The sequence below is a fragment of the Streptomyces incarnatus genome (assembly GCF_001027185.1).
In the GTDB taxonomy this organism is placed as follows: domain Bacteria; phylum Actinomycetota; class Actinomycetes; order Streptomycetales; family Streptomycetaceae; genus Streptomyces; species Streptomyces puniciscabiei.
The window spans coordinates 6,190,372-6,217,168 of record NZ_CP011497.1 but is presented as its reverse complement, the minus strand read 5'-3'; the positions used below and the strand labels follow the sequence as shown (position 1 = coordinate 6,217,168).

The window sequence follows — 26,797 nt, the reverse complement described above, 5'->3', positions numbered from 1 at the left end:
TTCTGCTGGCGGACAGGAACCGCTCCCCCGGCGCCTGGGGACGGGGAGACCCCGGCGCCGGGGAAACGCGGCAGACAGTAGCCGTGCGGAAGGGGCCGGACCAACGGCCGTGGCGGCAACATACGGTGACGCCCCGCCGCTGACCCAGGTCAGTGGCGGGGCGTGGAGTCACTTCCGGTCCACGGGATTCGCCCGTTCGGGCGCCCCCGTGCGGGCGTTGCCCAGGGGATCGGCGGGTATCAGACCCGGACGCCGAACTGGAACGGCATGTCGGACATCGCCTCGTAGCGGACCACGGCACCGGTGTGCGGGGCGTGCAGCACCTGGCCGTTGCCCGCGTACAGGCCGACGTGGTGGATGTCGCCGTAGAAGAACACCAGGTCGCCGACCTTGAGCTGGCTCTGGTCGTAGATCCGGGTGCCGATGGTGGCCTGCGACTCGGAGGTGCGCGGTATCGAGACACCGGCCTGCGCGTAGGCCCAGGAGGTCAGGCCCGAGCAGTCGAAGGAGGACGGGCCGGAGGCGCCGTAGACGTAGGGCGAGCCGAGCACGCTCTGCGCGGCGGAGAAGGCAGCCGCGGCGCGGCCGGAGGCCGGCGGGGCGTCGCCGAGGTTGACGCGGGCACTGGAGGAGCGGTCGGCGCGCGCCTGCTGGGCGGCGAGGTCCGCCTTCTCCTTGGCCGTCAGGGTGTTGAGCAGCTTCTGCGCGTCGGCGAGCTTGGCCTGGACCTCCTTCTTCTTCTGCTCCAGCTGGGTGCGCGTGGAGGAGAGGTCCTTGAGCTTGTCGGCGGCTTCCGTGCGCTCCTGGGCGAGTTCGCGCTGTTTGTCCTGAATCTTCTTCAGGGCGTCGACCTGCTGGGCGCTCAACTGGTCGAGCGTGGAGGCCTTGTCGAGGAAGTCGTCCGGGTTGGAGGACAGGAAGAGCTGGACCGAGGGGTCGATACCGCCCGAGCGGTACTGCGAGGTGGCCAGCGAACCCAGGCCGTCGCGCAGCTTGTTGAGGTCCTGCTGACCCCGCGCGACGTTGTCCTGGATGGTGGATATTTCCTTCTGCAGCTTCTGCTGCTTGGCCTTGGCCCCGTCGAACTTCTCGGAGGCCTGCTCCGCCTGCTGGTAGAGCTCGTCGACCTTGGCCTTGACCTGGTCCTTGGAGAGCTTCTGGCTCGGCGCGGCGTTGGCGGCGTTCGCGCTCAGGACGACGGCTGCGGCGGCTGCGGTGGTCAGCACGGTCACGCGGGCGCGACTCTGCTGCTTGGGTCGACGGTGGGACGCCACGGAGGACGAACTCCTTCTCGTGAGTGAGTGAGTGAAATGATCACCCGTTCGGAGGTTCGAGCCCAGACCCTAGTGACCCAGTTGTGATCAGTTCAAATCCTCTCACCAGAAAATCCCATCACGCAATGCATTCTTTGCACAGAACTCACGTGCCGTGATGCGCGATCGACACTACGTTGCGTGACGATACGGCCAATTCGGGCATTGCATATGCCCGTTGGGCCTTCAGGACAGTCGCTTGAGAAGCACCGCAGAGGCGACGGGACGGGCACCTGCCTTCGCGACCCCGTCGGCCACCTCGCGGTCGGTGGAGGCGACGATGACCGGGCGGCCCGGCGGCTCCGCGCGCACCAGCTGGCGGATCAGCTCGTCGGCCGTGACGCCCGGCTTGGAGAACAGCACCCGGACCCCGCGCGGCGGCGCGAGCAGCACCGGGGCGGCCAGTTCGGCGCCGTCGAAGACACAGGTCACCTCGGCGCCGGTCTGCGCGGCGAGCGCGGAGAGCTGACCGAGGAGCCTGAGCCGCTGCTTCTCCAGCGGCATCTGCGGATAGCCGGTCTTGGTGACGTTGTAGCCGTCGACCACCAGATGCGCCTGCGGCAGCGCCAGCAACTGGTCGAGAATGGCCGGGTCGTTCTCCGACAGGGCCCGCGCCGCGATGTCCTTCGGGGTCATGCGTCCCGGTTCGACGGCGTCCACGGTCTCGGCGGGCCGCACGGACACGGGCGGCAGGGCGAGTTCGCGCCTGAGGCCCTGGGTCGCCTCCAGCAGGGTGTCGAGCAGCAGCCGTACCCGCATGTCCTCCACGCTGCGGCCCTCGCGGGCGGCGCGGCGGGTGGCCTCCAGCGCGGCCTCCGCCTCGCCGAGGCGGGCCTTGAGCCGGCGCGACTCGCTCTCGGCGGCCGACACCTGCCGGTGCGCCTCGGCCCGTACGGCGTCCATCTCGCCCTGGGCCTTGCGCAGGGCGGCCTCGCCCCGCTTGACGTCGCTGAGGGCGGCCCGGAGCTTGCGGTGCAGCGACTCCGCCTCCTTCTTCGCCGACTCCAGCTCCGCACGCAGCCGTTCGGTCTCGGCACGGGTCTGCTCGCGGGCCTGGGCCAGCTCGGCGCGCAGCCGCTCCAGCTCGGCCCGGCTCTCCTCGTCGGCGCGCTCGGCGTCCGCGCGCTGGACCTCCTCGCCGGCCGCGGTGACCAGCTTCACCCAGCCCGCCGGGCGCAGCACGTAGGCCGCGGCCGCCACGTCGAGCGGGTCCGCGGCCGGGAGCGGCGAGCCGGAGTCGAGGGCGCCGGCGAGTTCCGGCTGCGCCTCTCTGAACTTCTCCCCGATCCGCTGCCGGAACAGCGCATCGGTCTCCAGCGCCGCCGCCATCGCGTTGCCGGCGAACTTGGCCCGGCGGCTGGGGGTGAACCGGGCGTACTGCCTGAGCTGGGCGGGCAGTTCCGTCATGGTCAGCCCGCCGAAGCCGTCCGAGACGATCTGGACGACCCTGCGTCGCACCCCGTCGGGCAGCGGACGGTCAAGCACCTCGGCGGTGCCGTCGCCCGGCCCCCCGCCTGTGGTCTCCACCATCCGTCACACCCCACTACTTCGACTTCTTCGGGGCCGCTCCGCTCAGGAGCCGGCGCCCGGCCTGTCCACGAGTTCCACCTGGTCCACCGCGTTGCACCAGCGGCACCGCACCGATTCGATGGTCTCACTGACCACCTCGCGCTCCTCCACGGTCGGCTCGCCGGCCAGATCGAGGTGGACGTACTCGACGACCTTCGAGGAGCGCGTCACGTCGAACCGGGTCAGGTTGCCGCACAGGGTGCAGCGCCATCGGGTGGTGGCGGTCGGCAGGGGAACCGTCATCGTGGCTGTCCGCTTCCTTCTCGTTCCGGGCTCGTACGGGCTCGACCGGCTCGTACCGGCTCGTGCTCGCTCGCGCGCCGCCGGCCGACGCGTGTGGCCGTAACCCTACGGCCTGGTGGCGACTCGCCGCTGGTCCGTCCACGGCGGCGAGGCGGTCTGTCAGCTTGTGTCCCGTTACGCCATGCTCTGTATTCATGATCAGCGAGTGGAGCACGGCGGCCGGCAGGGCGTTCAGAGCGGTCCGCAGCACATCAGCACCCATGACGTACGGCCTCATCGCCCTGTGCTGCCTGCTCTTCGTCCTGGGCCCGGCCTCGGGGCTCACCCCGGGATACGGCTCGGGGAACGCCCTGCTCGCCGCGCAGCGGGCGTACTTCCACCGCTGGGGCGTGGTACCGGCCGAGCTGTTCGCCAGGCCGGTACGCGCGGCCCTGACCCCCGCCACGGCCCTGTTCGTGCACGGCAGCTGGGTGCATCTGCTCGGCAACATGCTCTTCCTCTTCGTCTTCGGCGCGATGACCGAGGAACGGATGGGCCGGGTCGAGTTCACCCTCTTCTACGTCGGCTGCGGCTATCTCGCCCTGCTGGGGTACGCGGCCGCCAACGACGCCTCCGAGCAGTCGCTGGTGGGCGCGTCCGGGGCGATCTCGGCGATCCTCGGGGCGTTCCTCTACCTGTTCCCCCGCGCCCGTGTGACCAGTCTTCTGCCGTTCCTGTTCTTCCTGCCCGTGCGGTTCCCGGCGTGGGTCGTGCTGCCGTTCTGGGCGGCGCTGCAGTGGGCGGCCGCGGGGCGCTCCGCGCAGGGGCCGGGGGTGGCGTATCTGGCGCACCTGGTGGGATTCGCGCTGGGCTTCTGCTACGCGTGGGTGCGCTACGGCCGTGCGACTAGAGTGAAAGCCGCCCCTGCTCAGGCCCCCGAGGGAGAGAACCAGCCGTGATCACCGCGATCGTCCTGATCAAGACCAGCGTGGACCGGATCCCCGAGATCGCGGAGCAGATCGCTTCGCTGGAGTCGGTCAGCGAGGTCTTCTCCGTCACCGGTACGTATGACTTGATCGCGATGGTCCGGGTGCGGCAGCACGAGGATCTGGCCGATGTCATCCCCGGGCGGATCAGCAAGATCCCCGGTGTGGAGGCCACGGACACGCACGTCGCCTTCCGCACCTACTCCCAGCACGACCTGGAGGCGGCGTTCTCGATCGGCCTGGACAACTGATCGTTTGAAGATCGCCCAGGCGTCTGCGGGGCGCGGGTCGCATTGCGGGTGCGGCGGCCGTGGTGGCTGGTCGCGCCCACGCGGCGGAGCCGCATATCGATACAGCCCCGCGCCTCTTCGGGGCGCTGATCACACCGCCGGGACGCAGCGGCCGTCCTCCGTGCGGTACGTCCACTTGGCACCCTCGGTGACCAGTTCCTTCACCGCCGTCACGAAACGCTCCACGTGCTCGTCGGGGGTGCCCGCGCCGAAGCTCACGCGGATGGCGTTGAGGGACTTCTCGCCCGGTGCGGCCTCGGGGGCGCCGCACTCGCCCTGGGTCTGCGGGTCGGTGCCGAGGAGGGTGCGGACCAGGGGGTGGGCGCAGAAGAGGCCGTCGCGGACGCCGATGCCGTACTCGGCGGACAGGGCGGCGGCGAAGTGGGAGCTGTTCCAGCCCTCGACGACGAAGGAGATCACGCCGACCCGGGGGGCGTCGTCGCCGAAGAGGGAGAGGATCCTGACCTGCGGGACCTCGGCCAGGCCCGCGCGGACCCCGCGGATGAGGTGCTGCTCCCGGGCCACCAGGGTGTCCCAGCCGGCCTCGGTCAGCGCCTTGCAGGCCGCCGCGATGGAGTAGGCGCCGATCACATTGGGCGAGCCCGCCTCGTGCCGCGCGGCGCTCTCGTGCCACTCCACGTCCACACCGCCGTCCTGACGCCGGGTCACCTTGCGGCTGGCGCCGCCGCCCGCGAGGTACGGCTCGGCGGCGCGCAGCCAGTCGGCGCGGCCGGCCAGGACACCGGAGCCGAAGGGGGCGTACAGCTTGTGCCCCGAGAAGGCGACCCAGTCGACGTCCAGGTCACGGACGGACACGGGGTGGTGGGGGGCCAGCTGGGCGGCGTCCAGGACGATCCGGGCGCCGTGCGCGTGCGCCGCCGCGGCCAGTTCGCGCACCGGCCACAGCTCGCCGGTGACATTGGAGGCGCCGGTGACGCAGACCAGGGCCGGGCCGTAGGGGTCACGGCCGGCGAGGGCCCGCTCCAGGGTCGTGACGGCCTGCTGCGGGGTGCGCGGGGCGTCGAGGTAGGTGACCTTCGCGTCCTGCCAGGGCAGCAGGGAGGCGTGGTGCTCGGTCTCGAAGACGAAGACCTGGCAGTCGGCGGGGAGGGCGCGGGCCAGCAGGTTCAGGGAGTCGGTGGTGGACCGGGTGAAGACCACCTGGTCCTCGGCGCGGCAGCCGAGGAACTCGGCGACCGTCCTGCGGGCGTTCTCGAACAGGTCGGTGGAGAGCTGGGAGAGGTAGCCGGCGCCGCGGTGGACGCTGCCGTAGTACGGCGCGTAGGCGGCCACGTCGTCCCAGACGCGCTGCAGGGCGGGGGCACTGGCCGCGTAGTCGAGGGCCGCGTAGGTGACCTCGCCGCCGGTGACGAGCGGGACGGTGACATCCCGGCCCAGAACGGGCAGCGGGGAGCAAACGGACTGGTCGGCGGCAGCGGTGAAGACAGACATGGGGAACTCCCGTGAGGACGTACGCGAAGAGGCGTACGGGAAGAAGAGAAAAGGGGTGTGCGGAGGCGGGGCTCTGCGGCCCTATCGCATTCGCTTGCTCACGGAAGGCTCCCTCGAACGACCAGGACCCCTGGTCCCGCGCTCTCAGCAGCGCGCGAGGGGTCCGCGCTTGCCGTAGACCTCGCTGCCTACGGCCTGGTCTTCACCCGGGGCACCCCGCCACGGACGGAGGGTTGCCGGACAGCCGGCCGGGGCCTCATGACTGTCACTCATGACCTGGTACAGGAACGTACGGGAAGAGATCGTCGTCCCGCAACCCGTGTCCGGATCGCGGGACGACCGCCGGTTTCCGCTAGGCGTTGCTCGCCGCCACCCAGCGCTCCAGCGTCCGCTTCGCCGCGCCGGAGTCGATGGACTCGGCGGCCTTGGCCATGCCCGCGCGGAGCTGGTCGGCGAGCGGGGCGTCCGTCGGGTCCAGGGCGACGAGGGCCGCCGCGGAGTTCAGCAGCACGGCGTCCCGTACGGCCCCGGTCTCACCATCGAGCAGGCGGCGGGCGACCTCCGCGTTGTACGACGCGTCCGCGCCGCGCAGGGCCTCCACCGGGACGAGGTCGATGCCGACGTCCCTCGGGTCGAAGGTCTCCTCGGTGACCTTGCCGTCCCGGACGATCCAGACGTGGGAGGTGGCCGTCGTGGTCAGCTCGTCCAGGCCGTCGTCGCCGCGGAAGACCAGGGAGGAGTTGCCGCGCTCGGCGAGGACGCCGGCCACGATCGGGGCCATCCGGAGATCCGCCACACCGACGGCCTGGGCCCGGACCTTCGCCGGATTGGTCAGCGGACCCAGCACGTTGAAGGTCGTACGGATGCCCAACTGGCCACGGGCGGCGGCCACATGACGCAGCGCCGGGTGGAACTTCACCGCGAAGCAGAAGGTGATCCCGGCCTCCTCGGCGACCTGCGGGACCCGCTCCAGCGACAGGTTCAGATTGACGCCCAGCTTCTCCAGCACGTCCGAGGCGCCCGACGCCGAGGACGCGGCCCGGTTGCCGTGCTTGACGACCCTCGCGCCGGTGCCGGCGACCACGATCGAGGACATCGTGGAGATGTTCACCGTCTTGGCGCCGTCGCCGCCGGTGCCGACGATGTCGACGGTCCGCCCCGGCACCTCGATGACGTTCGCGTGGTCGTACATCGCGCGGACGAGCCCGGTGATCTCCTCCACCGTCTCGCCCTTGGCCCGCAGGGCCACGGCGAATCCCGCGATCTGCGCGTCGGTCGCCTCCCCGCGCATGATCCGGTCCATCGCCCATGCCGTGGCGTCCGCGCTCTGGTCGCGGCCCTCCAGCAGGGCGTTCAGTACCTCGGGCCAGGAACGGCCCGCCGCGGTGTCGCCTCCAGCGGGGGTCACAGCGCTCATAAGCCGCTCCTGGGGTGTCGTACACAACATCAATGGTCCGATCCCAGCCTATCGACCCCCGCACACGGCGAAGGGCCCCGTCCGTAACCCGGACGGGGCCCTTCGGCGTGGCGTGGCGACGCGGGATCAGTGGTGGCCGTGGCCGCTCGTGATCTCCTTGTACTCCTCGACGGACGGCTTCGGGATCTGGTTGTCCTCGCCGTAGTAGGCGTTGGACAGCTTCACCCGGAGCTTCTCCGAGGCCGGCACCTTGCGCTCGACGCCGTTCTCGTCGACCGTCGGGCCGATCTCGGCCGGCTGGTACTGGTGGTGGGCCGTGAGGGTGTGCAGCTGCTCCTGGCTGAGCGGCTCGTGCACCTCGATGAACTCACCGTGCGGCAGCCGCTTGATGATGCCGGTCTCGCGACCGTGCAGCACCTTGTCGCGGTCGCGGCGCTGCAGACCCAGGCAGATCCGCTTGGTGACGATGAACGCGATGACCGGCCCGACGAAGAACCCGATCCGGACGAACCAGGTGACCGCGTTGATCGACAGGTGGAAGTGGGTGGCCCACAGGTCGTTGCCACCGCCGACCAGGGTGATCATGTAGATCGTCACCCAGGCGACACCGAAGGCCGTACGCGTCGGGGCGTTGCGCGGGCGGTCCAGGATGTGGTGCTCGCGCTTGTCGCCGGTGATCCAGGACTCGATGAACGGGTAGACCGCGATCGCCGCCAGGACCAGCGGGAAGAGCACCAGCGGGATGAACACGCCCAGGACGAGCGTGTGGCCCGCGAAGTTGATCTCCCAGCCCGGCATGAAGCGGATCAGACCCTCGGCGAAGCCCATGTACCAGTCGGGCTGGGCGCCGGTGGACACCTGGTCCGGACGGTAGGGGCCCATGGCCCAGATCGGGTTGATCTGGGCGACCGCCGCGATGGCCGCGATGACACCGAAGACCAGGAAGAAGAAGCCTCCGGCCTTGGCCATGTAGACCGGCAGCAGCGGCATGCCGACGACGTTGTTGTTGCTCTTGCCCGGACCCGCGAACTGCGTGTGCTTGTGGTAGAAGACCAGGATCAGGTGGCCCACCATCAGGCCGAGCATGATGCCCGGCAGCAGCAGGATGTGGATCGAGTAGAACCGGGCGACGAAGTCGTGGCCGGGGAACTGACCGCCGAAGAGGAAGTACGACAGGTACGTGCCGACGATCGGCACGGACAGGATCGCGCCCTCCATGAAGCGGACACCGGTGCCGGAGAGCAGGTCGTCCGGGAGCGAGTAACCGGTGAAGCCGGTGAACATGCCGAGGACGAACAGCAGGAAGCCGAACAGCCAGTTGATCTCACGCGGCTTGCGGAACGCGCCGGTGAAGAACACGCGCATCATGTGCACGAACATGCCGGCGAGGAAGATCAGCGCGGCCCAGTGGTGGATCTGCCGGATGAGCAGACCACCGCGCACGTCGAAGGAGATGTGCAGGGTCGAGCTGAACGCCTCGGACATCAGCTGTCCCTGCAGCGGGACATAGCTGCCGTGGTACTCCACCTCGTTCATCGACGGGTGGAAGAACAGCGTCAGATAGACACCCGTCAGGATGATGATGATGAAGCTGTACATGCACACTTCGCCCAACATGAACGACCAGTGGTCGGGGAAGATCTTGCGCATGTTGGACTTGGCCAGGGAGTAGATCCCGAGCCGGCCGTCGGCCCAGTCGGCGACCCGCTCGCCGGCCGGTGCCTTCCCGCGCGGGCGGGGCGTCTCGTTCGCTGCAGTACTCATCCGCGCTCCCAGAATGCAGGACCGACGGGCTCCTCGAAGTCGCCGAGCGCCTGGAGGTAACCGTCACTGTCCACGCCGATGCGCAGCTGCGGCAGGGCGTGGCCGGCGGGGCCGAAGATCACTCGGGCACCGTCGGAGAGGTCGAAGGTGGACTGGTGGCACGGGCACAACACGTGGTGCGTCTGCTGCTCGTACAGCGAGATCGGGCAGCCGACGTGCGTGCAGATCTTGGAGAAGGCGACGATGCCCTCGTGCGACCAGTCGAGCTCGCGCTTGTCCTTGATGTTGCCCGGCTGCAGCCGGACGATCATCAGGGCCGCCTTGGCGATCTCCGTCTGGAACTCCTCGTCCGTCTCCTCCAGCCCGTCGGGCTTGGCGAAGGTGAGGGAGCCGACGGCGACGTCCTCGGGGCGCAGCGGCTGACCCGTGTTCGTGTTGACCAGGCGCTTGCCCTTGGCCCACAGCGTGTGACGCAGCGAGGTGCCGGGCAGCGGGCCGAGGTCACGGAGCAGCATGACGCCGGAGAGCGGGAACAGGGCCAGCGCGCCGAACATCGTGGTGCGCAGCAGCTTGCGGCGGCCGAGCGCCGACTCCTTGGCGCCCTGGCGGAAGTCCGCGTGGACCTTCGCGCGCACCTCGGGGGAGGCCTCGATCGGGTGCCGCTCGTCGGCGACCTCGACGTCGGACATCAGGGTGCGGGCCCAGTGGACCGCGCCCGCGCCGATGCAGAACAGCGCCGTACCGAGGGTCAGGCCCAGCGCGAAGTTCAGCGCGCTGAGGTGCCCGATCGGGAAGACGAAGATGCTCTTGTCGTGCGGGATCGTCACGTACGAGACGATGAAGCCGACGGTGGCCAGCATCGAAAGGGTGAACAGCAGGGCGACCGCGCGCTCGGACCGCCTGGCGGCCCGCTCGTCGATGTCCTGGATCCGGTGCTCGTGGGGCGGCAGTCCCGGGTCGGCGAACGGGTTCTCCTCGTCCGCGACCGCCGTTACCGCGCCATGCGCGTGCTCCTGCTCTGCGGGCAGGTTCTCTTCTGGAATGTCTTGGCTACTCATGACTTCTTGGCCTTTGCGGTCCGAGCGGCGACCCAGACGGCGACCACGATCAGCGCGCCGAGGCCGAAGATCCAGGCGAACAGACCCTCACTGACCGGCCCGAGGCCGCCCAGCTCCAGACCGCCGGGGTTCGTCGTCTCGCTGCTGTCGACCGCGTGCAGGTACGCGATGATGTCCTTCTTGTTCTTCGAGGACAACGTGGTGTCCGGGAAGGACGGCATGTTCTGCGGGCCGGTCTGCATGGCCTCGTAGATGTGCTTCGGGTCGACGCCCTCGAGCGTCGGCGCGAACTTGCCCTTGGTCAGGGCGCCGCCCTTGCCGGTGAAGTTGTGGCACTGCGCGCAGTTGGTGCGGAACAGCTCGCCACCCTTGGCGATGTCCGCGCCGTCAGGGCCGTACTGGTCCTTGGTGGGCACGCTCGGGCCGGCGCCCAGCGAGGCGATGTACGCGGCGAGCTGGTCGATCTGGGTCTGGTTGTAGACGACCTTCTTGCGCGGGACCTGGGCGCCCTGCGAGGTGGCGGCCGGCATACGGCCGGTGCCGACCTGGAAGTCGACGGCCGCGGCGCCCACGCCGACCAGGCTCGGCCCGTCGGAGGAGCCCTGGCCACCGGTGCCGTGGCAGCTGGCGCAGCCGACCTCGTAGAGCTTCTTGCCCTCCTGGATGGTCAGGGACTGGGCGGAATCATCGGCCTGCGCCTTGCCCGCGGGTGCGAACGCGGCGTACAGCCCCCCAGTGGCCGCCAGCGCGAGGAGTAGGACGACGACCGCCGCCAGCGGATGGCGTCGTCGTGCGGAGAGCTTTTTCACGGATTACCCCGGTGTCAGGATCTTCTGCGTCGGTGCTTCTGGATGTGCGGGAGCCGGTCCCGGCTACTTGATCAGGTAGATCGTGGCGAAAAGGCCGATCCAGACCACATCGACGAAGTGCCAGTAGTAGGACACGACGATGGCGGCGGTCGCCTGCTCGTGGGTGAACCTCTTGGCCATGTAGGTGCGGCCGAGGACCAGCAGGAAGGCGATGAGACCGCCCGTCACGTGCAGGCCGTGGAAGCCGGTGGTCAGATAGAACACCGAGCCGTACGGGTCGGAGGAGAGCGAGATGCCGTCGTCCTTCACCAGGCTCGTGTACTCGTAGATCTGACCGCCGATGAAGATCGCACCCATGATGAAGGTGACGATGAACCACCCGCGGAGCTTCTTCACGTCACCGCGCTCGGCCGCGAACACGCCGAGCTGGCAGGTGAGCGAGGAGAGCACCAGGATCGTGGTGTTCGTCGCGGAGAAGGGCACATTGAGCGCGTCGGCCATGTGCTTCCAGTGCGCCGGACCCGTCACCGATCGCAGGGTGAAGTACATCGCGAAGAGGGCCGCGAAGAACATCAGCTCGGAACTCAGCCAGATGATGGTTCCGACGCTGGTGAGGTTCGGCCGGTTGACCGACGGGTGCGCGTGCCCGGTTTCTACTGTCGTTGCTGTCGCCACGACCGACATTATGTCGGTCGCTTATCCCGCCCTCACTCCGGGGGGTGCCGTTCGGAGTGTTGCTGCCCGCCGAACCGGTGTTGACGTGGTGTTCATGGGGACTTCGACGGGAGTAAGCTCCGCCCCGAACGGCCCTGTCCGTCCCGTCCGTACGACGCTGACGTCCCGGAGGAACAATGCAGCCGACCGCCACGGTGCTGGTCTACAGCGACGACTCCAACACCCGCGAGCAAGTACGGCTGGCCACCGGGCGCCGGCCGGCCCCTGACGTCCCCTTTGTCGAGTTCGTGGAGTGTGCGACGCCTGACGCGGTGCTGCGTGAGCTGGGCAAGGGCGGCATCGATGTGTGCGTGCTGGACGGTGAGGCCGTGCCGATGGGGGGCATGGGGGTGTGCCGGCAGATCAAGGACGAGGTGTTCAACTGTCCGCCGGTGCTGCTGCTGATGGGGCGGCCGCAGGATGCGTGGCTGGCGACGTGGAGCCGGGCCGATGCGGCGGTCACCTTGCCGGTGGATCCTGTGGAGTTCGCGTCGGCCCTTGCTTCTCTGCTCCGTCAGAAGCGGTTGGTGGGCGCCTAGCGGGGAGGGGGCGCCGGGTTTCGTGCGGGGGTGCGGGCCGGTGGGGCCCGTTCGCGCCCACGCGGCGGTAGCCGCATATCGGACACAGCCCCGCGCCCCTTTCGGAGCGCCTACAGCGCCGTCGGCTGGAGACGTACCGTGTCCGTCTCCGTCGGGCCGGTCGGTTTGCCGTTGGTGAGGGCGCTGCCCTTGCTCCACTTCTTCCAGTCGACGTTCCAGTCGCCGAAGCCGTTGCCGAAGTCCTCCATCTGGTGGCCGCGGGAGTTGACGACCCTGACGATGTCGCCCTGGTGGATGTTGGCGAAGAACCACTGGGCGTTGGCGGTGCTCATGCCCGTGCAGCCGTGGCTGACGTTGGCGTAACCCTGTGAACCCACCGACCAGGGCGCGGCGTGCACGTACTCGCCGGACCAGGTCACCCGGGTGGAGTAGTAGACGTTCAGGTCGTAGGAGTCGGAGCTGCTCGCGGAGATGCCGATCGTGGTGCCGCGCATGCGTACGACGTACGCCTTCTCCAGGACGACCTTGATGCCGTTGCGGGTGTCGTAGCCGGGCCGGCCGGTGGTGACGGGGATCCGCTTGACCACGTCGCCGTTCTTGTAGAACGTCAGCTCGTGCGCGGCGGCGTCCGTGAGGGCCTCGATCCGGTCGCCCGTGGTGATCCTCACCGGTTTCGACGGGCCGCCCCACAGCCGGTCGCTGATCCTGATGCCGTCCAGGTTGCTGTGCACCGTGACGGTGGCGTGGGTGGGCCAGTACTCCTGGGGCCGGTAGTGGAGTTCCTTGTCGCTCACCCAGTACCAGGAGCCCTGTACGGCCGGCGTGGAGTCCACCCGCAGGGCGCGCTCCACGATGGCGCGCTGCGCCTTGTCCTTGACCGCCTGGTCGAGCTCGGCGGTGATGGGCTGTCCGACGCCGTACTGGCCCGACTTCGGCCCGAAGGTGACGGTCAGGCGCTTCCTGCTGGTGGGCCTGCTGGTGTCGAACGTGAAGACCTTGCGGCCTGGCGCGCCGTCGTCGTCCTCGGTGCTCACCGTGACCGTGTAGTGGGCGTTGGCGGCCAGCGGGGCCGTGCTGTGCCATCTGCTGCCGTCGGCGGAGAGTTCGCCCGCCACATAGCGCCCTGTGGAGTCCTGGGCGGTGACGTCGGTGATGCGGTCGTCGCCGTTGGCGGTGATCTCCAGGGGCTTGTCCGGGTCGACCCGCTTCCCCTCGTCGGAGTCGCCGTTGAGGGAGACCAGGTCCGCCGCGTCGTACGGCTTGTCCGCCAGGGCGTTGCCGTCCGAACCGCAGGCGGTGAGGCCCGCGCCGAGCGCGGTCACCAGCAGGGTGCAGCTGACGACGGTGCGGGTCCGCGGAGTGTGGTTCATACGATCACGCTATGAGGCGCTGACCCCATTGGCGCGGTGAGTAACCCGTACGAGCGATCGACACTGCGGCAAAGGAACGACTGCACCGGGGTGGCCGGTGGAAAAGCCGGAGGCCCGGACCCCCCTGAGGGAGCGTCCGGGCCTCCGGTGCGTGCACTCGGGTGCTACTGGGTGCGGTTCTCACCGTGGTAGTACTCGAACACCCAGCCGAACAGACCGACCACGATGAACGGGGCGGAGAAGTAGATCAGCCACCAGCCGACCGCGATGCTGAGGAAGGCGATCGCGCCGCCGAAGCCCAGCATGAGCGGCTGCCAGCTGTGCGGGCTGAAGAAGCCCAGCTCGCCCGCGTCGTCCGCGACGTCGGCCTCCTTGTCGTCCTGGGCGCCCGCGTCGACCCGCCGGGCGGTGAAGCCCAGGTAGAAGCCGATCATGACGCTCAGGCCGAAGGCCAGGAACAGTGCGGTGGTACCGGCCGGCTCCTTCGACCACACGCCATACACGATGGCCATGATCAGGATGAAGACGCTCAGCCAGATGAACATCCGACCCTGGATCTTCACTTGCCGGCCTCCTTGCTGCCCGCGATGGCGGTGCCGTGACCGCTGTGCGCGAGCTGCTCGAGCGCGGCGATCTCAGGGTGGTGCAGGTCGAACGCCGGGGATTCGCTGCGGATCCGCGGCAGGGTGAGGAAGTTGTGCCGCGGCGGCGGGCAGGACGTCGCCCATTCGAGCGAACGGCCGTAGCCCCACGGGTCGTCCACGCCGACCGGCTTGCCGTACTTGGCCGTCTTCCAGACGTTGTAGAGGAACGGCAGGATCGACAGGCCGAGCAGGAAGGAGCTGATCGTCGAGACCGTGTTCAGGGCGGTGAAACCGTCGGCCGCCAGGTAGTCGGCGTACCGGCGCGGCATGCCCTCGGCGCCCAGCCAGTGCTGGACCAGGAAGGTGCCGTGGAAGCCGATGAACAGCGTCCAGAAGGTGATCTTGCCGAGGCGCTCGTCCAGCATCTTGCCGGTCCACTTCGGCCACCAGAAGTGGAAGCCGGAGAACATGGCGAAGACGACCGTACCGAAGACCACGTAGTGGAAGTGCGCCACCACGAAGTACGAGTCGGAGACGTGGAAGTCCATCGGCGGCGAGGCCAGGATGACACCGGTCAGACCACCGAACGTGAAGGTGATCAGGAAGCCGGTCGCCCAGAGCATCGGCGTCTCGAAGGACAGCGAGCCCTTCCACATCGTGCCGATCCAGTTGAAGAACTTCACACCGGTCGGTACGGCGATCAGGAAGGTCATGAAGGAGAAGAACGGCAGCAGCACACCGCCGGTGACGTACATGTGGTGGGCCCACACGGTCACGGACAGACCGGCGATCGCGATGGTCGCGGCGATCAGGCCCATGTAGCCGAACATCGGCTTACGGGAGAACACCGGGATCACTTCGGAGATGATGCCGAAGAACGGCAGCGCGATGATGTACACCTCTGGATGGCCGAAGAACCAGAAGAGGTGTTGCCATAGCAGGGCTCCGCCGTTGGCGGCGTCGAAGACGTGGGCGCCGAACTTGCGGTCCGCCTCCAGGGCGAACAGCGCGGCCGCCAGGACCGGGAAGGCCAGCAGGACCAGGACACCGGTCAGCAGCACGTTCCACACGAAGATCGGCATGCGGAACATGGTCATGCCCGGGGCGCGCATGCAGATGATCGTGGTGATGAAGTTGACCGAGCCGAGGATGGTGCCGAAGCCGGACATGGCCAGACCCATGATCCACATGTCGGCGCCGACGCCGGGGCTGCGGACCGCGTCCGACAGCGGCGAGTAGGCGAACCAGCCGAAGTCGGCCGCACCCTGCGGGGTCAGGAAGCCGCCCACCGCGATGAGCGAGCCGAACAGGTACAGCCAGTAGGCGAACATGTTCAGCCGCGGGAACGCCACGTCCGGCGCGCCGATCTGCAGCGGCATGATCCAGTTCGCGAAGCCGGCGAACAGCGGCGTCGCGAACATCAGCAGCATGATCGTGCCGTGCATCGTGAACGCCTGGTTGAACTGCTCGTTCGACATGATCTGCAGGCCCGGACGGGCCAGCTCGGCGCGCATGAGCAGCGCCATCACGCCACCGATCAGGAAGAACGCGAACGACGTCGCCAGATACAGCGTGCCGATCGTCTTGTGGTCGGTGGTCGTCAGCCACTTCACCACGACATTGCCGGGCTGCTTGCGCCTGACCGGCAGCTCGTCCGCGTACGCGCCTTCAGCTGCCGCGGCACCCTGGGGTTCGTTGAGGATGCTCACAGGTTGTTCGTCTCCCGGTTCTTCTCGTGGCTCGTCTGCGCGATGCCGGCGGGAATGTAACCGGTCTGCCCCTTCTTGGCGAGGTCCTGGAGGTGCTTCTGGTACGCCGCAGGGGAGACGACCTTCACGTTGAACAGCATGCGCGAGTGGTCGACACCGCAGAGCTCGGCGCACTTGCCGAGGAAGGTGCCCTCGTGGTTCGGGGTCACCTGGAAGGCATTGGTGTGGCCCGGGATGACGTCCTGCTTCATCAGGAACGGCACCACCCAGAAGGAGTGGATGACGTCACGAGAGGTCAGGACGAAGCGGACCGTCTCGCCCTTGGGGAGCCAGAGCGTCGGACCGGGGTTGTTCGTCTGCGGGTTCCGCGTGCCCGGGGTGCCGACGTCGTAGACACCGCCGGCGTTCGCCGGGAAGTCCTTCTTGAACCGGTCCGGAATGGCGTCCAGGTTCTTGTCGGTCTTGGCGTCGCCGGAGACACCGGGGACGTTCTCCACGTAGTTGAAGCCCCAGCTCCACTGGAAGCCGACCACGTTGATGGTGACGTCGGGCTTCTTGTCGAGGCTGAGCAGCTTCGACTCGTCCCGGGCCGTGAAGTAGAAGAGCACCGAGATGATGATGATCGGGACCACCGTGTACAGGGCCTCGATCGGCATGTTGTACCGGGTCTGCGGAGGTACCTCGACCTTGGTGCGGCTGCGCCGGTGGAACATGGCGCTCCACAGGATCAGGCCCCACACCAGCACGCCGACGGCGAGCGCGGCAGCCCAGGAGCCCTGCCACAGGGAGAGGATCCGCGGAGCCTCTTCCGTGGTCGGGGTGGGCATGCCAAGGCGGGGGAAGTCCTTGTATGTGCAACCGGTAGCGGTCGCCAGGACCAGGCCCGCGGTCAGTGCCTGCAGCAGCTTCCGCCGCATCGGGCGCCGCGGCGAGCGGTCGGAGCCGTTGGGACTCACGTAGCGCCTTCCCGAGAGTCTCGCCCGCGCGGTCGGCTGCGGCCTTCTTCTCGCTGGTCGGTCGCCGCCCTGCGTCGGGCAGGGGTTTGGATGTTTATGCGGACCAAACCCTAGCCCACCCTCTCCGAGGGTTCGCGGGGAGGGGTGCCTACTGAGTTGGGTGGTTCGCTGGATTGGCGGCTGCGGGTTCGTTGTGGCTGGTCGCGCAGTTCCCCGCGCCCCTGGGTCGGCTGCTCCCGCCGGGGTCTTAACGTTGCCGTATGGCCTACTTTGACGCTGCCTCCGCCGTTCCTCTCCATCCCGTTGCCCGTCAGGCGTTGTTGGCCTCTGTGGATGAGGGGTGGGCCGATCCCGCGCGGCTGTACCGGGAGGGGCGAAAGGCCCGGATGCTGCTGGACGCTGCCCGGGAGGCGGCTGCTGAGGCTGTGGGGTGCCGGGCGGACGAGGTGGCGTTCACGTCGTCGGGGACCCGGGCCCTGCACAGCGGGATCGCGGGGGCGTTGGCCGGGCGGCGGCGGGTGGGACGCCACCTGATCGTGTCGGCCGTCGAACACTCCTCCGTACTCCATGCGGCGGAGGTGTTCGAGGCGGACGGGGGGTCGGTCACCCAAGTCGCCGTCAACCGGGCCGGAGCCGTCACCCCGTCGGACTACGTCTCCGCCCTGCGCCCGGACACCGCGCTGGCATGTCTGCAGTCGGCCAACCACGAGGTGGGGACCGTGCAGCCGGTCGCCGAGGTGGCCGAGGTGTGCCGGGGCGCCGGGGTGCCGCTGCTGGTGGACGCGGCGCAGTCGCTGGGGTGGGGGCCGGTCGAGGGCGACTGGTCGCTGCTCGCGGCCAGTGCGCACAAATGGGGCGGGCCGTCCGGGGTCGGGCTGCTCGTGGTGCGCAAGGGGGTGCGGTTCGCCGCCCAAGGGCCCGTCGACGAGCGGGAGTCCGGGCGGGCGCCCGGGTTCGAGAACATCCCGGCGATCGTGGCGGCCGTCGCCTCCCTGCGGGCGGTGCGGGCCGAGGCGGCCCAGGAGGCGGTACGGCTACGGGAGCTGACGGAGCGGATCCGGACGCGGGTACCGGAGGCCGTACCGGATGTGGAGGTGGTCGGCGACCCCGAGCGGCGGCTGCCCGGGATCGTCACCTTCTCCTGCCTCTACGTCGACGGCGAGGCCCTGCTGCACGAACTGGACCGGGAGGGCTTCTCCGTCTCCTCGGGTTCCTCATGCACCAGCAGCACGCTGACACCCAGCCATGTGCTGAGGGCGATGGGCGTGCTGACCGAGGGGAACATCCGGGTGTCCCTGCCGACGGGGACGGCCGAGGAGGACGTGGAGCGGTTCCTCGCGGTGCTGCCGGGGACGGTGGCGGGCGTCCGGGAGAAGCTGGGCGCGCCCGCGGCTCCGGCCACCGCGGCGGGCCCAGAGGAACTCGTCGTGGACTCCCTCGGCAAGCGGTGCCCGATTCCGGTCATCGAGCTGGCCAAGGTGTTCGGGCAGGTACCGGTCGGGGGCACCGTACGCGTCCTCTCCGACGACGAGGCGGCCCGCCTGGACATCCCGGCGTGGTGCGAGATGCGGGGGCAGGAGTACGTCGGGGAGGAGCCGGCGGAGGGTGGGACGGCGTATGTGGTCCGAAGGGTTTCTTGAAGGCGACCTGGGGGGCAGCGCCCCGTCAGGGGCGCGGGGAACTGCGCGACCAGCCCCCACGCACCCGCACCCGACAACGGCGAAACCGAGGCAGACGAGTAGTCGCGACCTCAGCCCAGATGAGCCCGCACTTCCTGACCGGCGTCATCCCCGTACGCCTTAACGAACCGCTCCATGAAGTGCCCCCGCCGCAGCTGGTACTCCTGCGTGCCCACGGTCTCGATGACCAGCGTGGCCAGCATGCAGCCCACCTGCGCCGCGCGCTCCAGGGAGACACCCCAGGCCAGTCCCGACAGGAACCCCGCGCGGAAGGCGTCGCCGACACCCGTGGGGTCGGCCTTGCGCTCCTCCTCGGGGCAGCCGACCTCGATGGGGTCCTCGCCGACCCGCTCGATGCGCACGCCGCGCGAGCCGAGCGTGGTGACGCGGTGGCCGACCTTGGCCAGGATCTCGGCGTCGCTCCAGCCGGTCTTGGTCTCGATGAGGCCCTTCTCGTACTCGTTGGAGAACAGGTACGTCGCCCCGTCCAGCAGTATCCGGATCTCCTCGCCCTCCATCCGGGCGATCTGCTGGGAGAAGTCGGCGGCGAAGGGGATCGCGCGGGAGCGGCACTCCTCGGTGTGGCGGAGCATCGCCTCGGGGTCGTCGGCGCCGATGAGGACCAGGTCCAGCCCGCCCACGCGGTCGGCGACGGTCTTCAGCTCGATGAGGCGGGCCTCGCTCATCGCGCCGGTGTAGAAGGAGCCGATCTGGTTGTGGTCGGCGTCGGTGGTGCACACGAAGCGGGCGGTGTGCAGGGTCTCGGAGATGCGGACCGAGTCGGTGTCGACGCCGTGCCGGTCGAGCCAGGCCCGGTACTCGTCGAAGTCGAAGCCGGCGGCGCCGACCAGGATCGGCGTGGTGCCGAGCTGGCCCATGCCGAAGGCGATGTTGGCGGCGACGCCGCCCCGGCGCACGTCCAGGTTGTCGACCAGGAAGGAGAGCGAGACCGTGTGCAGCTGGTCCGCGACGAACTGGTCGGCGAAACGGCCGGGGAAGGTCATGAGGTGGTCGGTGGCGATGGAGCCGGTGACTGCGATGCGCACGTCGGCATTCTCCTGCGGGAGGCTGGATTGACAGTTCACGCTACCCGCTCGGCCGTCCCCGCTGCAGCTGGCGAAACTACCCGATAGTAGATCTTTCTTCGCGGCCCACAGCAGGCCTACCGTGCGGTCATGACCAACCTCAAGTTCCGCCACACCGACCCCGCCGGCCTCTGGAGTGACTCCGAGGCCGACCTCGCCGCACTGCGCGGCGACTGCGCCCGGATGGCTCCGCACTGGGCGGTCCCCGAGCACGCTGAGCCCGGGCCGGTGCTGCCGTCCCTGATCCACGGGGTGACCGTGCCGGCGCGGTCCGCGCGGCTGCTGGACGCGATGTCCGACTACGGCGACTGACGCGCGGGGCGCGTTTCGCAGGGAACCGCACGCTCCCCTCCCGCGTCCCATCGCCGTCCCCCAGGCGGGGGATGCGGGATACGACCAGCGAGGAGCGATGCGGTGAACACCGAGCGACCCGAGAACCGCGAGCACCCCGAGGGCTCCGAGCACACCGAGAGCGCGGGGAGCGCCGCGAGCGCCGGGAACGGCGGGAGTGGGGGGAGCCAGGAGGGCTTCGAGGACTCGGGGAAGCCTGAGCCGGCGGCCGCCGCGACGGAGGGCGCCGACGGCACCGACGGCATCGACGGCACCGAAGGCACCGACCGCACCGGCGACCTCGACAGCATCGAACGCACCGGCGACCTCGAAGGCACCGACCGCACCGGCATCGACCGCACCGCAGACCTCGACCGCACCGACCGCACCGGCGAGCTCGACCGCACCGACGGCACCGACGATCTCGGCCGCATCGACGGCGCGGAGGGCGGGCAGGCCGGCCGGCGGCGGTCGCGGCTCGTCGTCGTCTCCGTCGCCGCCGCCGTGCTGCTGGTCGGCGGTGGTGGCGCCTATCTCGCGGCGAGCGGCGACACCGGCGGCCGTACGGGCGGACCGGGCGCGACCGGCTCCGGCGCCACTCCCCCGCCGCTCGCGCTGGACGGCTTCAGCAGCGGCAACGGCATCGCTCCCGGCGAGCCGGACCCGTACGGCGCGAGGTACGTCGCCCAGGGCGAGCTGCCGGCCGGCCCCGGCTCCGCGCCGGTGTACGCGCCGAAGGGCGAGGTCGGCAAGGACGCGGTGGCCCGGCTGGCCAAGGCGCTGGGCGTCGACGGCACGCCGGTCGCCGAGGGCCGGATCTGGCGGGTCGGCGGCAAGGACGGCTCCGGGCCGAGCCTGACGGTGAACCGGGACGCGCCGGGCAGCTGGACGTTCAGCCGGTACGCGCCGGGCACCGACGACTGCACGAAGGGCGTCCTGTGCGCGCACGACCCGATGGGCCCGAGCGGCGCCCCGGTGAGCGTGCGGAAGGCGACCGAGGTGGCCGCGCCCGTGCTGAAGGCGGCGGGGCTGGACGACGCGAAGACCGACGCGAGCCAGGTCCTGGGGAGTCAGCGGGTCGTGAACGCCGATCCGGTGGTCGGCGGGCTGCCGACGTACGGCTGGACGACCGGCCTGACCGTGGACCGGCAGGGCGAACTGGTCGGCGGGCACGGGCTGCTCGGCGCGCCGGTGAAGGGCGACACGTATCCCGTGCTGAGCGCCGCGAAGACGCTGAAGCTGATGAACGCGGCACCGAAGAGCGACCACCGCATGGGGATCGGCGGCTGCGCCAGTCCGGTGCCGCTGAAGGACCGGCTGGAGCAGCCCTGCCGCGCGGCCACGGGGGTGCCGCAGGGGGACACGGTCACCGTGCGGAAGGCGGTGTTCGGGCTGGCCGCGCGCTCCGTCGCGGGGCGGCAGACGCTGGTGCCGTCCTGGCTGTTCGAGGTCGGCCAGGGTGCCACGGTGACGTACCCGGCGGTGGATCCCCGGTACCTGGCGCCGGCGGCAACGCCCTCGGCACCGGCGCCGTCCGGCACGTCCACGGCCCGGACGGTGAAGGTCACCGGCTACTCGGCCGAGGGCCGTGAGCTGACCGTGAGCTTCTACGGCGGGGTGTGCGCGGACTACACGGTGGCGGCGCAGGAGAGTGGCGAGCGGGTGGCGGTGACGGTCACCGAGCATCCCTGGCCGGACAAGGTGTGTGTGCTGATCGCCAAGGAGTACGTGAAGACCGTGCGGTTGGCCGCGCCGCTCGGCGGGCGGGCGGTGGTCGGTGCCGACGGCAGCCGGATCGCGCCGCGGGGAGGGCCAGGCGCATGGGAGGCAGGACGGTAACGGACGTCAGGCGTCTGCGGGTCCGTTGTGGCTGGTTGCGCCCACGCGGCGGTAGCCGCATATCAGACACAGCCCCGCGCCCCTTTGGGGCGCGGGGAACTGCGTTCTCAGCTGAAGGAGTCGCCGCAGGCGCAGGAGCCGGTCGCGTTCGGGTTGTCGATCGTGAAGCCCTGCTTCTCGATCGTGTCCACGAAGTCGATGGTGGCACCGCCGAGGTACGGCGCGCTCATGCGGTCCGTGACGACCTTGACCCCGCCGAAGTCCTTCTCCACGTCGCCGTCGAGCGAGCGCTCGTCGAAGAAGAGCTGGTAGCGCAGGCCGGAGCAGCCGCCGGGCTGGACGGCGACGCGCAGCGCGAGGTCGTCGCGGCCTTCCTGGTCGAGCAGGGCCTTGACCTTGGCCGCGGCGGCGTCGGTCAGGATGATGCCGTCGGTGACGGTGGTGGTCTCGTCCGATACGGACATCTACATCTCTCCCGGGTTGTACGGAGACTGCTTGCCGACGAGTGCAACCGGCGCTTCCGCGGATTCATTCCGGGCCGGGCAGGCACGTTGTCGCCTTTTTGCTTCCGTCTTCATGCTCGCACATGCCCCACGTGGTCGACAGCGGCCTGTGGAGGGACCGCGGCGGGATTCACGTCACATCGACGCTATGGCCATCGTCAAACTGACGTGAACCGGTTATGATAGATAGCGTCAGTTAGACGAAAAGTAGAAAGGGTGCGTGTCGTGACCACCGCCCAGACCCCGGAACTCGACGTGCAGCCGACTCCGCTCGCCCTGCTGCTGCTCGGCCGTGAGGCCGACCCGAAGAGCGAGCGGGGCGTCGAGTGTCCCGGTGACCTGCCCTCGCCGTCCGACCCCGACCTGGTCGCGCGCGCCCGCGCGGCCAAGGAGAAGCTCGGCGACAAGGTGTTCGTGCTCGGCCACCACTACCAGCGCGACGAGGTCATCCAGTTCGCGGACGTCACGGGCGACTCCTTCAAGCTGGCCCGGGACGCGGCCGCGCGCCCGGAGGCCGAGTACATCGTCTTCTGCGGTGTGCACTTCATGGCCGAGTCGGCGGACATCCTCACCTCCGACGACCAGAAGGTGGTCCTGCCCGACCTCGCCGCCGGCTGCTCCATGGCCGACATGGCGACGGCCGAGCAGGTCGCGGAGTGCTGGGACGTCCTGACCGAGGCGGGCATCGCCGAGCAGGTGGTCCCCGTGTCGTACATGAACTCCTCGGCCGACATCAAGGCGTTCACCGGTAAGCACGGCGGCACGATCTGCACCTCCTCCAACGCCAAGCGGGCGCTGGAGTGGGCCTTCCAGCAGGGCGAGAAGGTGCTCTTCCTGCCCGACCAGCACCTCGGCCGCAACACCGCCGTACGGGACATGGGCATGTCCCTGGACGACTGCGTGGTCTACAACCCGCACAAGCCGAACGGCGGGCTGACCGCCGAGGAGCTGCGCGCCGCGAAGATGATCCTGTGGCGCGGGCACTGCTCGGTCCACGGCCGCTTCAACCTGGACTCGGTCAATGACGTGCGCGAGCGCATCCCGGGCGTGAACGTCCTGGTCCACCCGGAGTGCAAGCACGAGGTCGTGGCCGCGGCGGACTACGTCGGCTCCACCGAGTACATCATCAAGGCCCTGGAGGCCGCCCCGGCCGGCTCCAAGTGGGCCATCGGCACCGAGCTGAACCTGGTCCGGCGGCTGGCGAACCGTTTCGCGCCGGAGGACAAGGAGATCGTCTTCCTCGACAAGACGGTCTGCTTCTGCTCGACCATGAACCGCATCGACCTGCCCCACCTGGTCTGGGCCCTGGAGTCCCTGGCCGAGGGCAACCTGGTCAACCGGATCGAGGTCGACAAGGAGACGGAGGCCTTCGCCAAGCTGGCCCTGGAGCGGATGCTCGCGCTTCCGTAACCCTGGCGACGGGCGCACGCACACGAAAGGGCCGGGTCTCGTACCAAGAGACCCGGCCCTCTGCCGTGCCGTCAGACGCCGGCCGGTTCCAGGACCTGCTCCGCCTCCGGCTCTCGCTTGGCCGCCCGCTTCTTCGCCCGGCGCTCCTTGCGGAGCTCCAGCATCGCGTAGAGCGTCGGCACCAGCAGGAGCGTCAGCAGGGTCGAGGTGATCAGGCCGCCGATGACGACCACCGCGAGGGGCTGGGCGATGAAGCCGCCCTCGCCGGTGACGCCCAGGGCCATGGGGAGCAGCGCGAAGATCGTCGCCAGCGCCGTCATCAGGATCGGGCGCAGGCGGTGGCGGCCGCCCTCGACGACGGCCTCCACGACGCCGTAACCCTGCCTCCGGTACTGGTTGATCAGGTCGATCAGCACGATCGCGTTGGTCACCACGATGCCGATCAGCATCAGCATGCCGATCATCGCCGGGACGCCCATCGGGGTGCCGGTGGCGACCAGCAGGCCGATGGCACCCGTCGCCGCGAAGGGGATGGAGACCAGCAGGATCAGCGGCTGGGCCAGCGAGCGGAAGGTCGCCACCAGAAGCATGAAGACGATCGCGATCGCCGCCAGCATGGCCAGGCCCAGGTTCTTGAACGCGTCGTTCTGGTCCGAGGTGACGCCGCCGATCTCGGCCTTCGCGCCCGCCGGGAGCTTCAGGGCCTTGATCTTCGACTGGAGCTTGGTGCTGACCGCACCGGTGTTGTCACCGGTCGGCCTGGCCGTGATGGTGGCGGCGCGCTGCCCGTCGATCCGGGTCAGCGACACCGGGCCGTCCACCAGCTTCACCGTGGCGATGTCGCCCAGCCTCACCGGGCCGAGGCGCAGCGCCTTGAGCTGGGCCAGCGTGGTCGCGGGCTTCGCCGACCGCACGACGACATCGCGCTCGGTGTCGTCGAGGACCGCCTTCGCCGCCGTCGTACCGCGCACCGCCTGGGCGACCGCCGCTCCCAGCTTCTGGTCGTCGAAGCCGGCGGCGGCAGCCTTGGCGTTGGCCTTCACCGAGATGCGGGGCACGCTCGTGGCGAGGTCGCTGCTGACGTCGGTGACGCCGTCCAGGCCGGCGACCGTGGAGCGGACCTGCTCCGCCGCCGTACGCAGCGCCTGCGGGTCGGACGCCTTGACCACCACGCTCAGGTTCTGGTTGCCGAAGCCGTCACCGGCCGACACCGTGGTCGTACCGATGCCCTTGAGCCGCTTCAGGCCGTCCTCCAGGCTCTTCTGCACCCTGTCGTACGACTTCGAGTCCTTCAGCATCACCTGGTACGACGCCTGGTTGGTGTCCGTGCCGCCGCCGAAGGCCGCCATGAAGCCGGAGGAACCGACGGTGACCTGGTAGTCCTTGACGCCCTCGGTGGCGGCGAGCAGCTTCTCGACCCGCTTGGCCTGCCGGTCCGTCTCGGCGAGGCCGGTACCGGGCTTCAGCTCCTGCTTGACCGTGAGGACCTCCTGCTCGCCCTGGTCGAAGAAGTTCGTCTTCAGCAGGCCGCCCATGCCGAAGGTCACCACCAGGACCACGATCGCGATCAGGACACTGGTCAGGCGGCGGCGCGTGGCGAACCGCAGGACGGGCACGTAGGCGCGCTGGAGGCGGCTGTTCGCCTCCTTCTCCTCGGCCCGGCGGCGGGCCTCGGCCGCGTCCTCGGGGGTGCCCTTCGGGGCGCGCAGGAACCAGTACGACAGCACGGGCACGACGGTCAGCGACACCAGCAGCGAGGCCAGCAGGGCCGCCGTCACCGTGATGCTGAACGAGCCGAACAGGGCGCCCACCATGCCGCCGACCAGGCCGATCGGCAGGAACACGGCGACCGTGGTGAGGGTGGAGGAGGTGACCGCGCCGGCCACCTCGCGCACGGCGTTCAGGATCGCGTCCGTGCGCTCCTCGCCGTAGCCGAGGTGCCGCTTGATGTTCTCCAGGACCACGATCGAGTCGTCGACCACCCGGCCGATGGCGATGGTCAGCGCGCCGAGCGTGAGCATGTTCAGGGACAGGCCGCGGGTCCACAGCACGATCAGGGCCAGCACCACCGACAGCGGGATGGAGACGGCCGTGACCAGCGTCGAGCGGATCGACGCGAGGAAGACCAGGATGACGAGGACGGCGAAGAGCAGGCCGAGCGCGCCCTCGGTGGTCAGGCCCTTGATGGACTTGGACACCGCCGGGCCCTGGTCGCTGACGACCGTGAGCCGCGCACCCGAGCCGAGCTGCTCGCGCAGGCCGGGCAGCTTGTCCTTGACCGCGTTCGAGATGGTGACCGCGCTGCCGTCGTGGTCCATGGTCACGTTGACGGCGAGGCTGGGCCTGCCGTCGGTGCGGGTGATCGAGTCGGCCGGGGCGGGCTGCTCCCGGACGGCGGCCACGTCACCGAGGCGTACGGGCCTCTCCCCGCCCTGGCCGGTGACCATGAGGTCCTGGATCTGCCGCAGCGAGGTGAAGCCGCCGCCGACCTGGACGGTGCGGTTGGCCCCGTCCTCGTCGAAGGAGCCGGCCGGGACCGTCGCGCCGCCCGCCTGGAGGGCCTGGCCGAGCGCGGCGGAGGTGAGACCGGCCCGCGCGAGCTTCGCGTCGTCCGGGGTGACGGTGACCTGGAGGTCTCGGACGCCCATGACCTGGACGCGGCCGACGCCGTCGATGTCCTTCAGCGTCGGCACGACCGTCCTGTCCAGCTGGTCGGCGAGCGCCTGCTGGTCCTTGTCGGAGGTGACGGCGAGGACCACGGTCGGCATGTCGTCGGTGGAGCCGGATACGACCTGCGGGTCGACCTCGTCCGGGAGCTGGTGGCGGGCCCGGTTCACGGCCTGCTGGACGTCGGAGACGATCCGCTTGGTGTCGTTGCCGTAGTCGAAGGACGCCATGATCACGGCGTGGCCCTCACTGGCGGTGGAGGTGACGCAGGTTGTTCTCGATCGGCTCGACGACCTGCTTCTCGACCACGTCGGGCGAGGCGCCCTGGTACGGCGCGATCACCGACACCATGGGCAGGTTGATGGTGGGCAGCAGCTGCTGCTTGATCTGGGGTATCGCGATCAGCCCGAAGACGAGCGCGACGAGCGACATCAGGCCGATCAGGGCCCGTTGCCGGAGGCTGAATCTCGACAGCCAGGACATGGATCAGGGTCTCTCAATCTGTGAGCGGCAGGCCCTCTCACCTTGAGCC

The 26,797-nt window shown here is 69.6% G+C and carries 22 protein-coding genes, 1 pseudogene and 1 riboswitch; of the genes and pseudogenes, 7 read left to right on the top strand and 16 right to left on the bottom strand.

Features of this window, described 5'->3' with window-relative positions; genetic code table 11:
* Window positions 1-239: 239 nt before the first annotated feature.
* The 3 genes from ABB07_RS28080 to ABB07_RS28070 all read right to left on the bottom strand — a co-directional run bounded on the left by ABB07_RS28080 (window position 240) and on the right by ABB07_RS28070 (window position 3,125).
* Window positions 240-1,274: a C40 family peptidase gene (locus tag ABB07_RS28080; protein WP_208901320.1), complete on the bottom strand. Its 1,035-nt coding sequence runs from the start codon at window positions 1,272-1,274 to the stop codon at window positions 240-242.
* A 225-nt stretch (window positions 1,275-1,499) separates the two neighbouring features.
* Complete coding sequence (locus tag ABB07_RS28075) at window positions 1,500-2,843, bottom strand: NYN domain-containing protein (RefSeq protein WP_208901319.1); 1,344 nt, start codon at window positions 2,841-2,843, stop codon at window positions 1,500-1,502.
* 42 nt (window positions 2,844-2,885) lie between these two features.
* Window positions 2,886-3,125, bottom strand: coding sequence for a hypothetical protein (locus tag ABB07_RS28070; protein WP_014672226.1), 240 nt, complete (start codon window positions 3,123-3,125; stop codon window positions 2,886-2,888).
* A gap of 194 nt (window positions 3,126-3,319) precedes the next feature.
* Between ABB07_RS28070 and ABB07_RS28065 the strand changes: the two genes are divergently transcribed.
* Both ABB07_RS28065 and ABB07_RS28060 read left to right on the top strand, forming a co-directional pair.
* Entirely contained in the window at window positions 3,320-4,063 is a 744-nt protein-coding gene (locus ABB07_RS28065) for a rhomboid family intramembrane serine protease (protein WP_208901318.1), read from the top strand.
* Window positions 4,060-4,341 carry an Lrp/AsnC family transcriptional regulator gene (locus tag ABB07_RS28060; protein WP_208901317.1) on the top strand — a complete coding sequence of 94 codons (282 nt, stop codon included), beginning with the start codon at window positions 4,060-4,062 and terminating at the stop codon, window positions 4,339-4,341. Before ABB07_RS28065 ends, ABB07_RS28060 begins: the two co-directional genes overlap by 4 nt.
* 129 nt (window positions 4,342-4,470) lie before the next feature.
* On the opposite strand, the gene ABB07_RS28055 is transcribed toward ABB07_RS28060, so the two are convergent.
* From ABB07_RS28055 to ctaE, 6 genes are all read right to left on the bottom strand, one after another.
* Window positions 4,471-5,832 carry an aminotransferase class V-fold PLP-dependent enzyme gene (locus ABB07_RS28055; protein ID WP_208901316.1) on the bottom strand — a complete coding sequence of 454 codons (1,362 nt, stop codon included), beginning with the start codon at window positions 5,830-5,832 and terminating at the stop codon, window positions 4,471-4,473.
* Window positions 5,833-5,992: 160 nt separating this feature from the next.
* Window positions 5,993-6,109, bottom strand: a riboswitch (SAM riboswitch).
* Between the two features lie 75 nt (window positions 6,110-6,184).
* Complete coding sequence (gene trpD, locus ABB07_RS28050) at window positions 6,185-7,249, bottom strand: anthranilate phosphoribosyltransferase (protein ID WP_208901315.1); 1,065 nt, start codon at window positions 7,247-7,249, stop codon at window positions 6,185-6,187.
* A 126-nt stretch (window positions 7,250-7,375) separates the two neighbouring features.
* Window positions 7,376-9,013 carry a cytochrome bc1 complex cytochrome b subunit gene (qcrB, locus tag ABB07_RS28045; RefSeq protein ID WP_208901314.1) on the bottom strand — a complete coding sequence of 546 codons (1,638 nt, stop codon included), beginning with the start codon at window positions 9,011-9,013 and terminating at the stop codon, window positions 7,376-7,378.
* A complete protein-coding gene (gene qcrA / locus ABB07_RS28040) occupies window positions 9,010-10,071 on the bottom strand; it encodes a cytochrome bc1 complex Rieske iron-sulfur subunit (RefSeq protein ID WP_208901313.1) in 1,062 nt (353 codons plus the stop codon). The genes qcrB and qcrA overlap by 4 nt, the downstream gene beginning before the upstream one ends.
* Window positions 10,068-10,880 (bottom strand): cytochrome bc1 complex diheme cytochrome c subunit, encoded by an 813-nt coding sequence (qcrC, locus tag ABB07_RS28035; protein WP_142218893.1) that lies wholly within the window; start codon window positions 10,878-10,880, stop codon window positions 10,068-10,070. The genes qcrA and qcrC overlap by 4 nt, the downstream gene beginning before the upstream one ends.
* A 63-nt stretch (window positions 10,881-10,943) precedes the next feature.
* A complete protein-coding gene (gene ctaE / locus ABB07_RS28030; RefSeq protein ID WP_208901312.1) occupies window positions 10,944-11,564 on the bottom strand; it encodes an aa3-type cytochrome oxidase subunit III in 621 nt (206 codons plus the stop codon).
* 167 nt (window positions 11,565-11,731) lie between these two features.
* Between ctaE and ABB07_RS28025 the strand changes: the two genes are divergently transcribed.
* A complete protein-coding gene (locus ABB07_RS28025; protein ID WP_208901311.1) occupies window positions 11,732-12,133 on the top strand; it encodes a response regulator in 402 nt (133 codons plus the stop codon).
* Between the two features lie 110 nt (window positions 12,134-12,243).
* On the opposite strand, the gene ABB07_RS28020 is transcribed toward ABB07_RS28025, so the two are convergent.
* The 4 genes from ABB07_RS28020 to ctaC form a co-directional block, all read right to left on the bottom strand.
* Window positions 12,244-13,503 carry a L,D-transpeptidase gene (locus ABB07_RS28020; RefSeq protein ID WP_208901310.1) on the bottom strand — a complete coding sequence of 420 codons (1,260 nt, stop codon included), beginning with the start codon at window positions 13,501-13,503 and terminating at the stop codon, window positions 12,244-12,246.
* Between the two features lie 164 nt (window positions 13,504-13,667).
* Window positions 13,668-14,066, bottom strand: a complete 399-nt coding sequence (locus ABB07_RS28015; RefSeq protein WP_023551358.1) for a cytochrome c oxidase subunit 4 — start codon at window positions 14,064-14,066, stop codon at window positions 13,668-13,670.
* Complete coding sequence (gene ctaD / locus ABB07_RS28010) at window positions 14,063-15,796, bottom strand: aa3-type cytochrome oxidase subunit I (protein ID WP_208901309.1); 1,734 nt, start codon at window positions 15,794-15,796, stop codon at window positions 14,063-14,065. Before ctaD ends, ABB07_RS28015 begins: the two co-directional genes overlap by 4 nt.
* A complete protein-coding gene (gene ctaC, locus ABB07_RS28005) occupies window positions 15,793-16,752 on the bottom strand; it encodes an aa3-type cytochrome oxidase subunit II (protein ID WP_055706855.1) in 960 nt (319 codons plus the stop codon). Before ctaC ends, ctaD begins: the two co-directional genes overlap by 4 nt.
* 260 nt (window positions 16,753-17,012) lie before the next feature.
* Between ctaC and ABB07_RS28000 the strand changes: the two genes are divergently transcribed.
* Window positions 17,013-18,392 (top strand): cysteine desulfurase/sulfurtransferase TusA family protein, encoded by a 1,380-nt coding sequence (locus tag ABB07_RS28000; RefSeq protein WP_208901308.1) that lies wholly within the window; start codon window positions 17,013-17,015, stop codon window positions 18,390-18,392.
* 110 nt (window positions 18,393-18,502) lie between these two features.
* Here ABB07_RS28000 and ABB07_RS27995 read toward each other — a convergent pair whose 3' ends face one another.
* The gene (locus ABB07_RS27995; RefSeq protein ID WP_208901307.1) at window positions 18,503-19,477 is read right to left on the bottom strand and encodes a carbohydrate kinase family protein; all 975 of its coding nucleotides are present in this window, start codon (window positions 19,475-19,477) and stop codon (window positions 18,503-18,505) included.
* Window positions 19,478-19,606: 129 nt separating this feature from the next.
* On the opposite strand from ABB07_RS27995, the gene ABB07_RS27990 reads away from it, so the two are divergent.
* A complete protein-coding gene (locus ABB07_RS27990; protein WP_208901306.1) occupies window positions 19,607-19,828 on the top strand; it encodes a hypothetical protein in 222 nt (73 codons plus the stop codon).
* Window positions 19,829-19,930: 102 nt separating this feature from the next.
* Window positions 19,931-21,685: a hypothetical protein gene (locus ABB07_RS27985; RefSeq protein ID WP_244189547.1), complete on the top strand. Its 1,755-nt coding sequence runs from the start codon at window positions 19,931-19,933 to the stop codon at window positions 21,683-21,685.
* 107 nt (window positions 21,686-21,792) lie between these two features.
* Here the strand turns inward: ABB07_RS27985 and ABB07_RS27980 are convergent, their stop codons facing one another.
* Window positions 21,793-22,149: an iron-sulfur cluster assembly accessory protein gene (locus tag ABB07_RS27980; RefSeq protein WP_028422454.1), complete on the bottom strand. Its 357-nt coding sequence runs from the start codon at window positions 22,147-22,149 to the stop codon at window positions 21,793-21,795.
* Window positions 22,150-22,413: 264 nt separating this feature from the next.
* Here ABB07_RS27980 and nadA point away from each other — a divergent pair, with 264 nt between their 5' ends.
* A complete protein-coding gene (gene nadA / locus ABB07_RS27975; RefSeq protein WP_208901305.1) occupies window positions 22,414-23,598 on the top strand; it encodes a quinolinate synthase NadA in 1,185 nt (394 codons plus the stop codon).
* Window positions 23,599-23,669: 71 nt separating this feature from the next.
* Here nadA and ABB07_RS27970 read toward each other — a convergent pair.
* A pseudogene (locus ABB07_RS27970) lies at window positions 23,670-26,748 on the bottom strand (efflux RND transporter permease subunit).
* Between the last annotated feature and the right edge of the window lie 49 nt (window positions 26,749-26,797).

Bases quoted from the DNA above. Each gene is read 5' to 3' on its own strand.
- ABB07_RS28075 (WP_208901319.1), bottom strand. From the start codon at position 2,843: ATGGTGGAGACCACAGGCGGGGGGCCGGGCGACGGCACCGCCGAGGTG.
- ABB07_RS28070 (WP_014672226.1), bottom strand. From the start codon at position 3,125: ATGACGGTTCCCCTGCCGACCGCCACCACCCGATGGCGCTGCACCCTG.
- ABB07_RS28065 (WP_208901318.1), top strand. From the start codon at position 3,320: ATGATCAGCGAGTGGAGCACGGCGGCCGGCAGGGCGTTCAGAGCGGTC.
- ABB07_RS28055 (WP_208901316.1), bottom strand. From the start codon at position 5,832: ATGTCTGTCTTCACCGCTGCCGCCGACCAGTCCGTTTGCTCCCCGCTG.
- trpD (WP_208901315.1), bottom strand. From the start codon at position 7,249: ATGAGCGCTGTGACCCCCGCTGGAGGCGACACCGCGGCGGGCCGTTCC.
- qcrB (WP_208901314.1), bottom strand. From the start codon at position 9,013: ATGAGTACTGCAGCGAACGAGACGCCCCGCCCGCGCGGGAAGGCACCG.
- qcrA (WP_208901313.1), bottom strand. From the start codon at position 10,071: ATGAGTAGCCAAGACATTCCAGAAGAGAACCTGCCCGCAGAGCAGGAG.
- ctaE (WP_208901312.1), bottom strand. From the start codon at position 11,564: ATGTCGGTCGTGGCGACAGCAACGACAGTAGAAACCGGGCACGCGCAC.
- ABB07_RS28025 (WP_208901311.1), top strand. From the start codon at position 11,732: ATGCAGCCGACCGCCACGGTGCTGGTCTACAGCGACGACTCCAACACC.
- ABB07_RS28020 (WP_208901310.1), bottom strand. From the start codon at position 13,503: ATGAACCACACTCCGCGGACCCGCACCGTCGTCAGCTGCACCCTGCTG.
- ABB07_RS28000 (WP_208901308.1), top strand. From the start codon at position 17,013: ATGGCCTACTTTGACGCTGCCTCCGCCGTTCCTCTCCATCCCGTTGCC.
- ABB07_RS27990 (WP_208901306.1), top strand. From the start codon at position 19,607: ATGACCAACCTCAAGTTCCGCCACACCGACCCCGCCGGCCTCTGGAGT.
- ABB07_RS27980 (WP_028422454.1), bottom strand. From the start codon at position 22,149: ATGTCCGTATCGGACGAGACCACCACCGTCACCGACGGCATCATCCTG.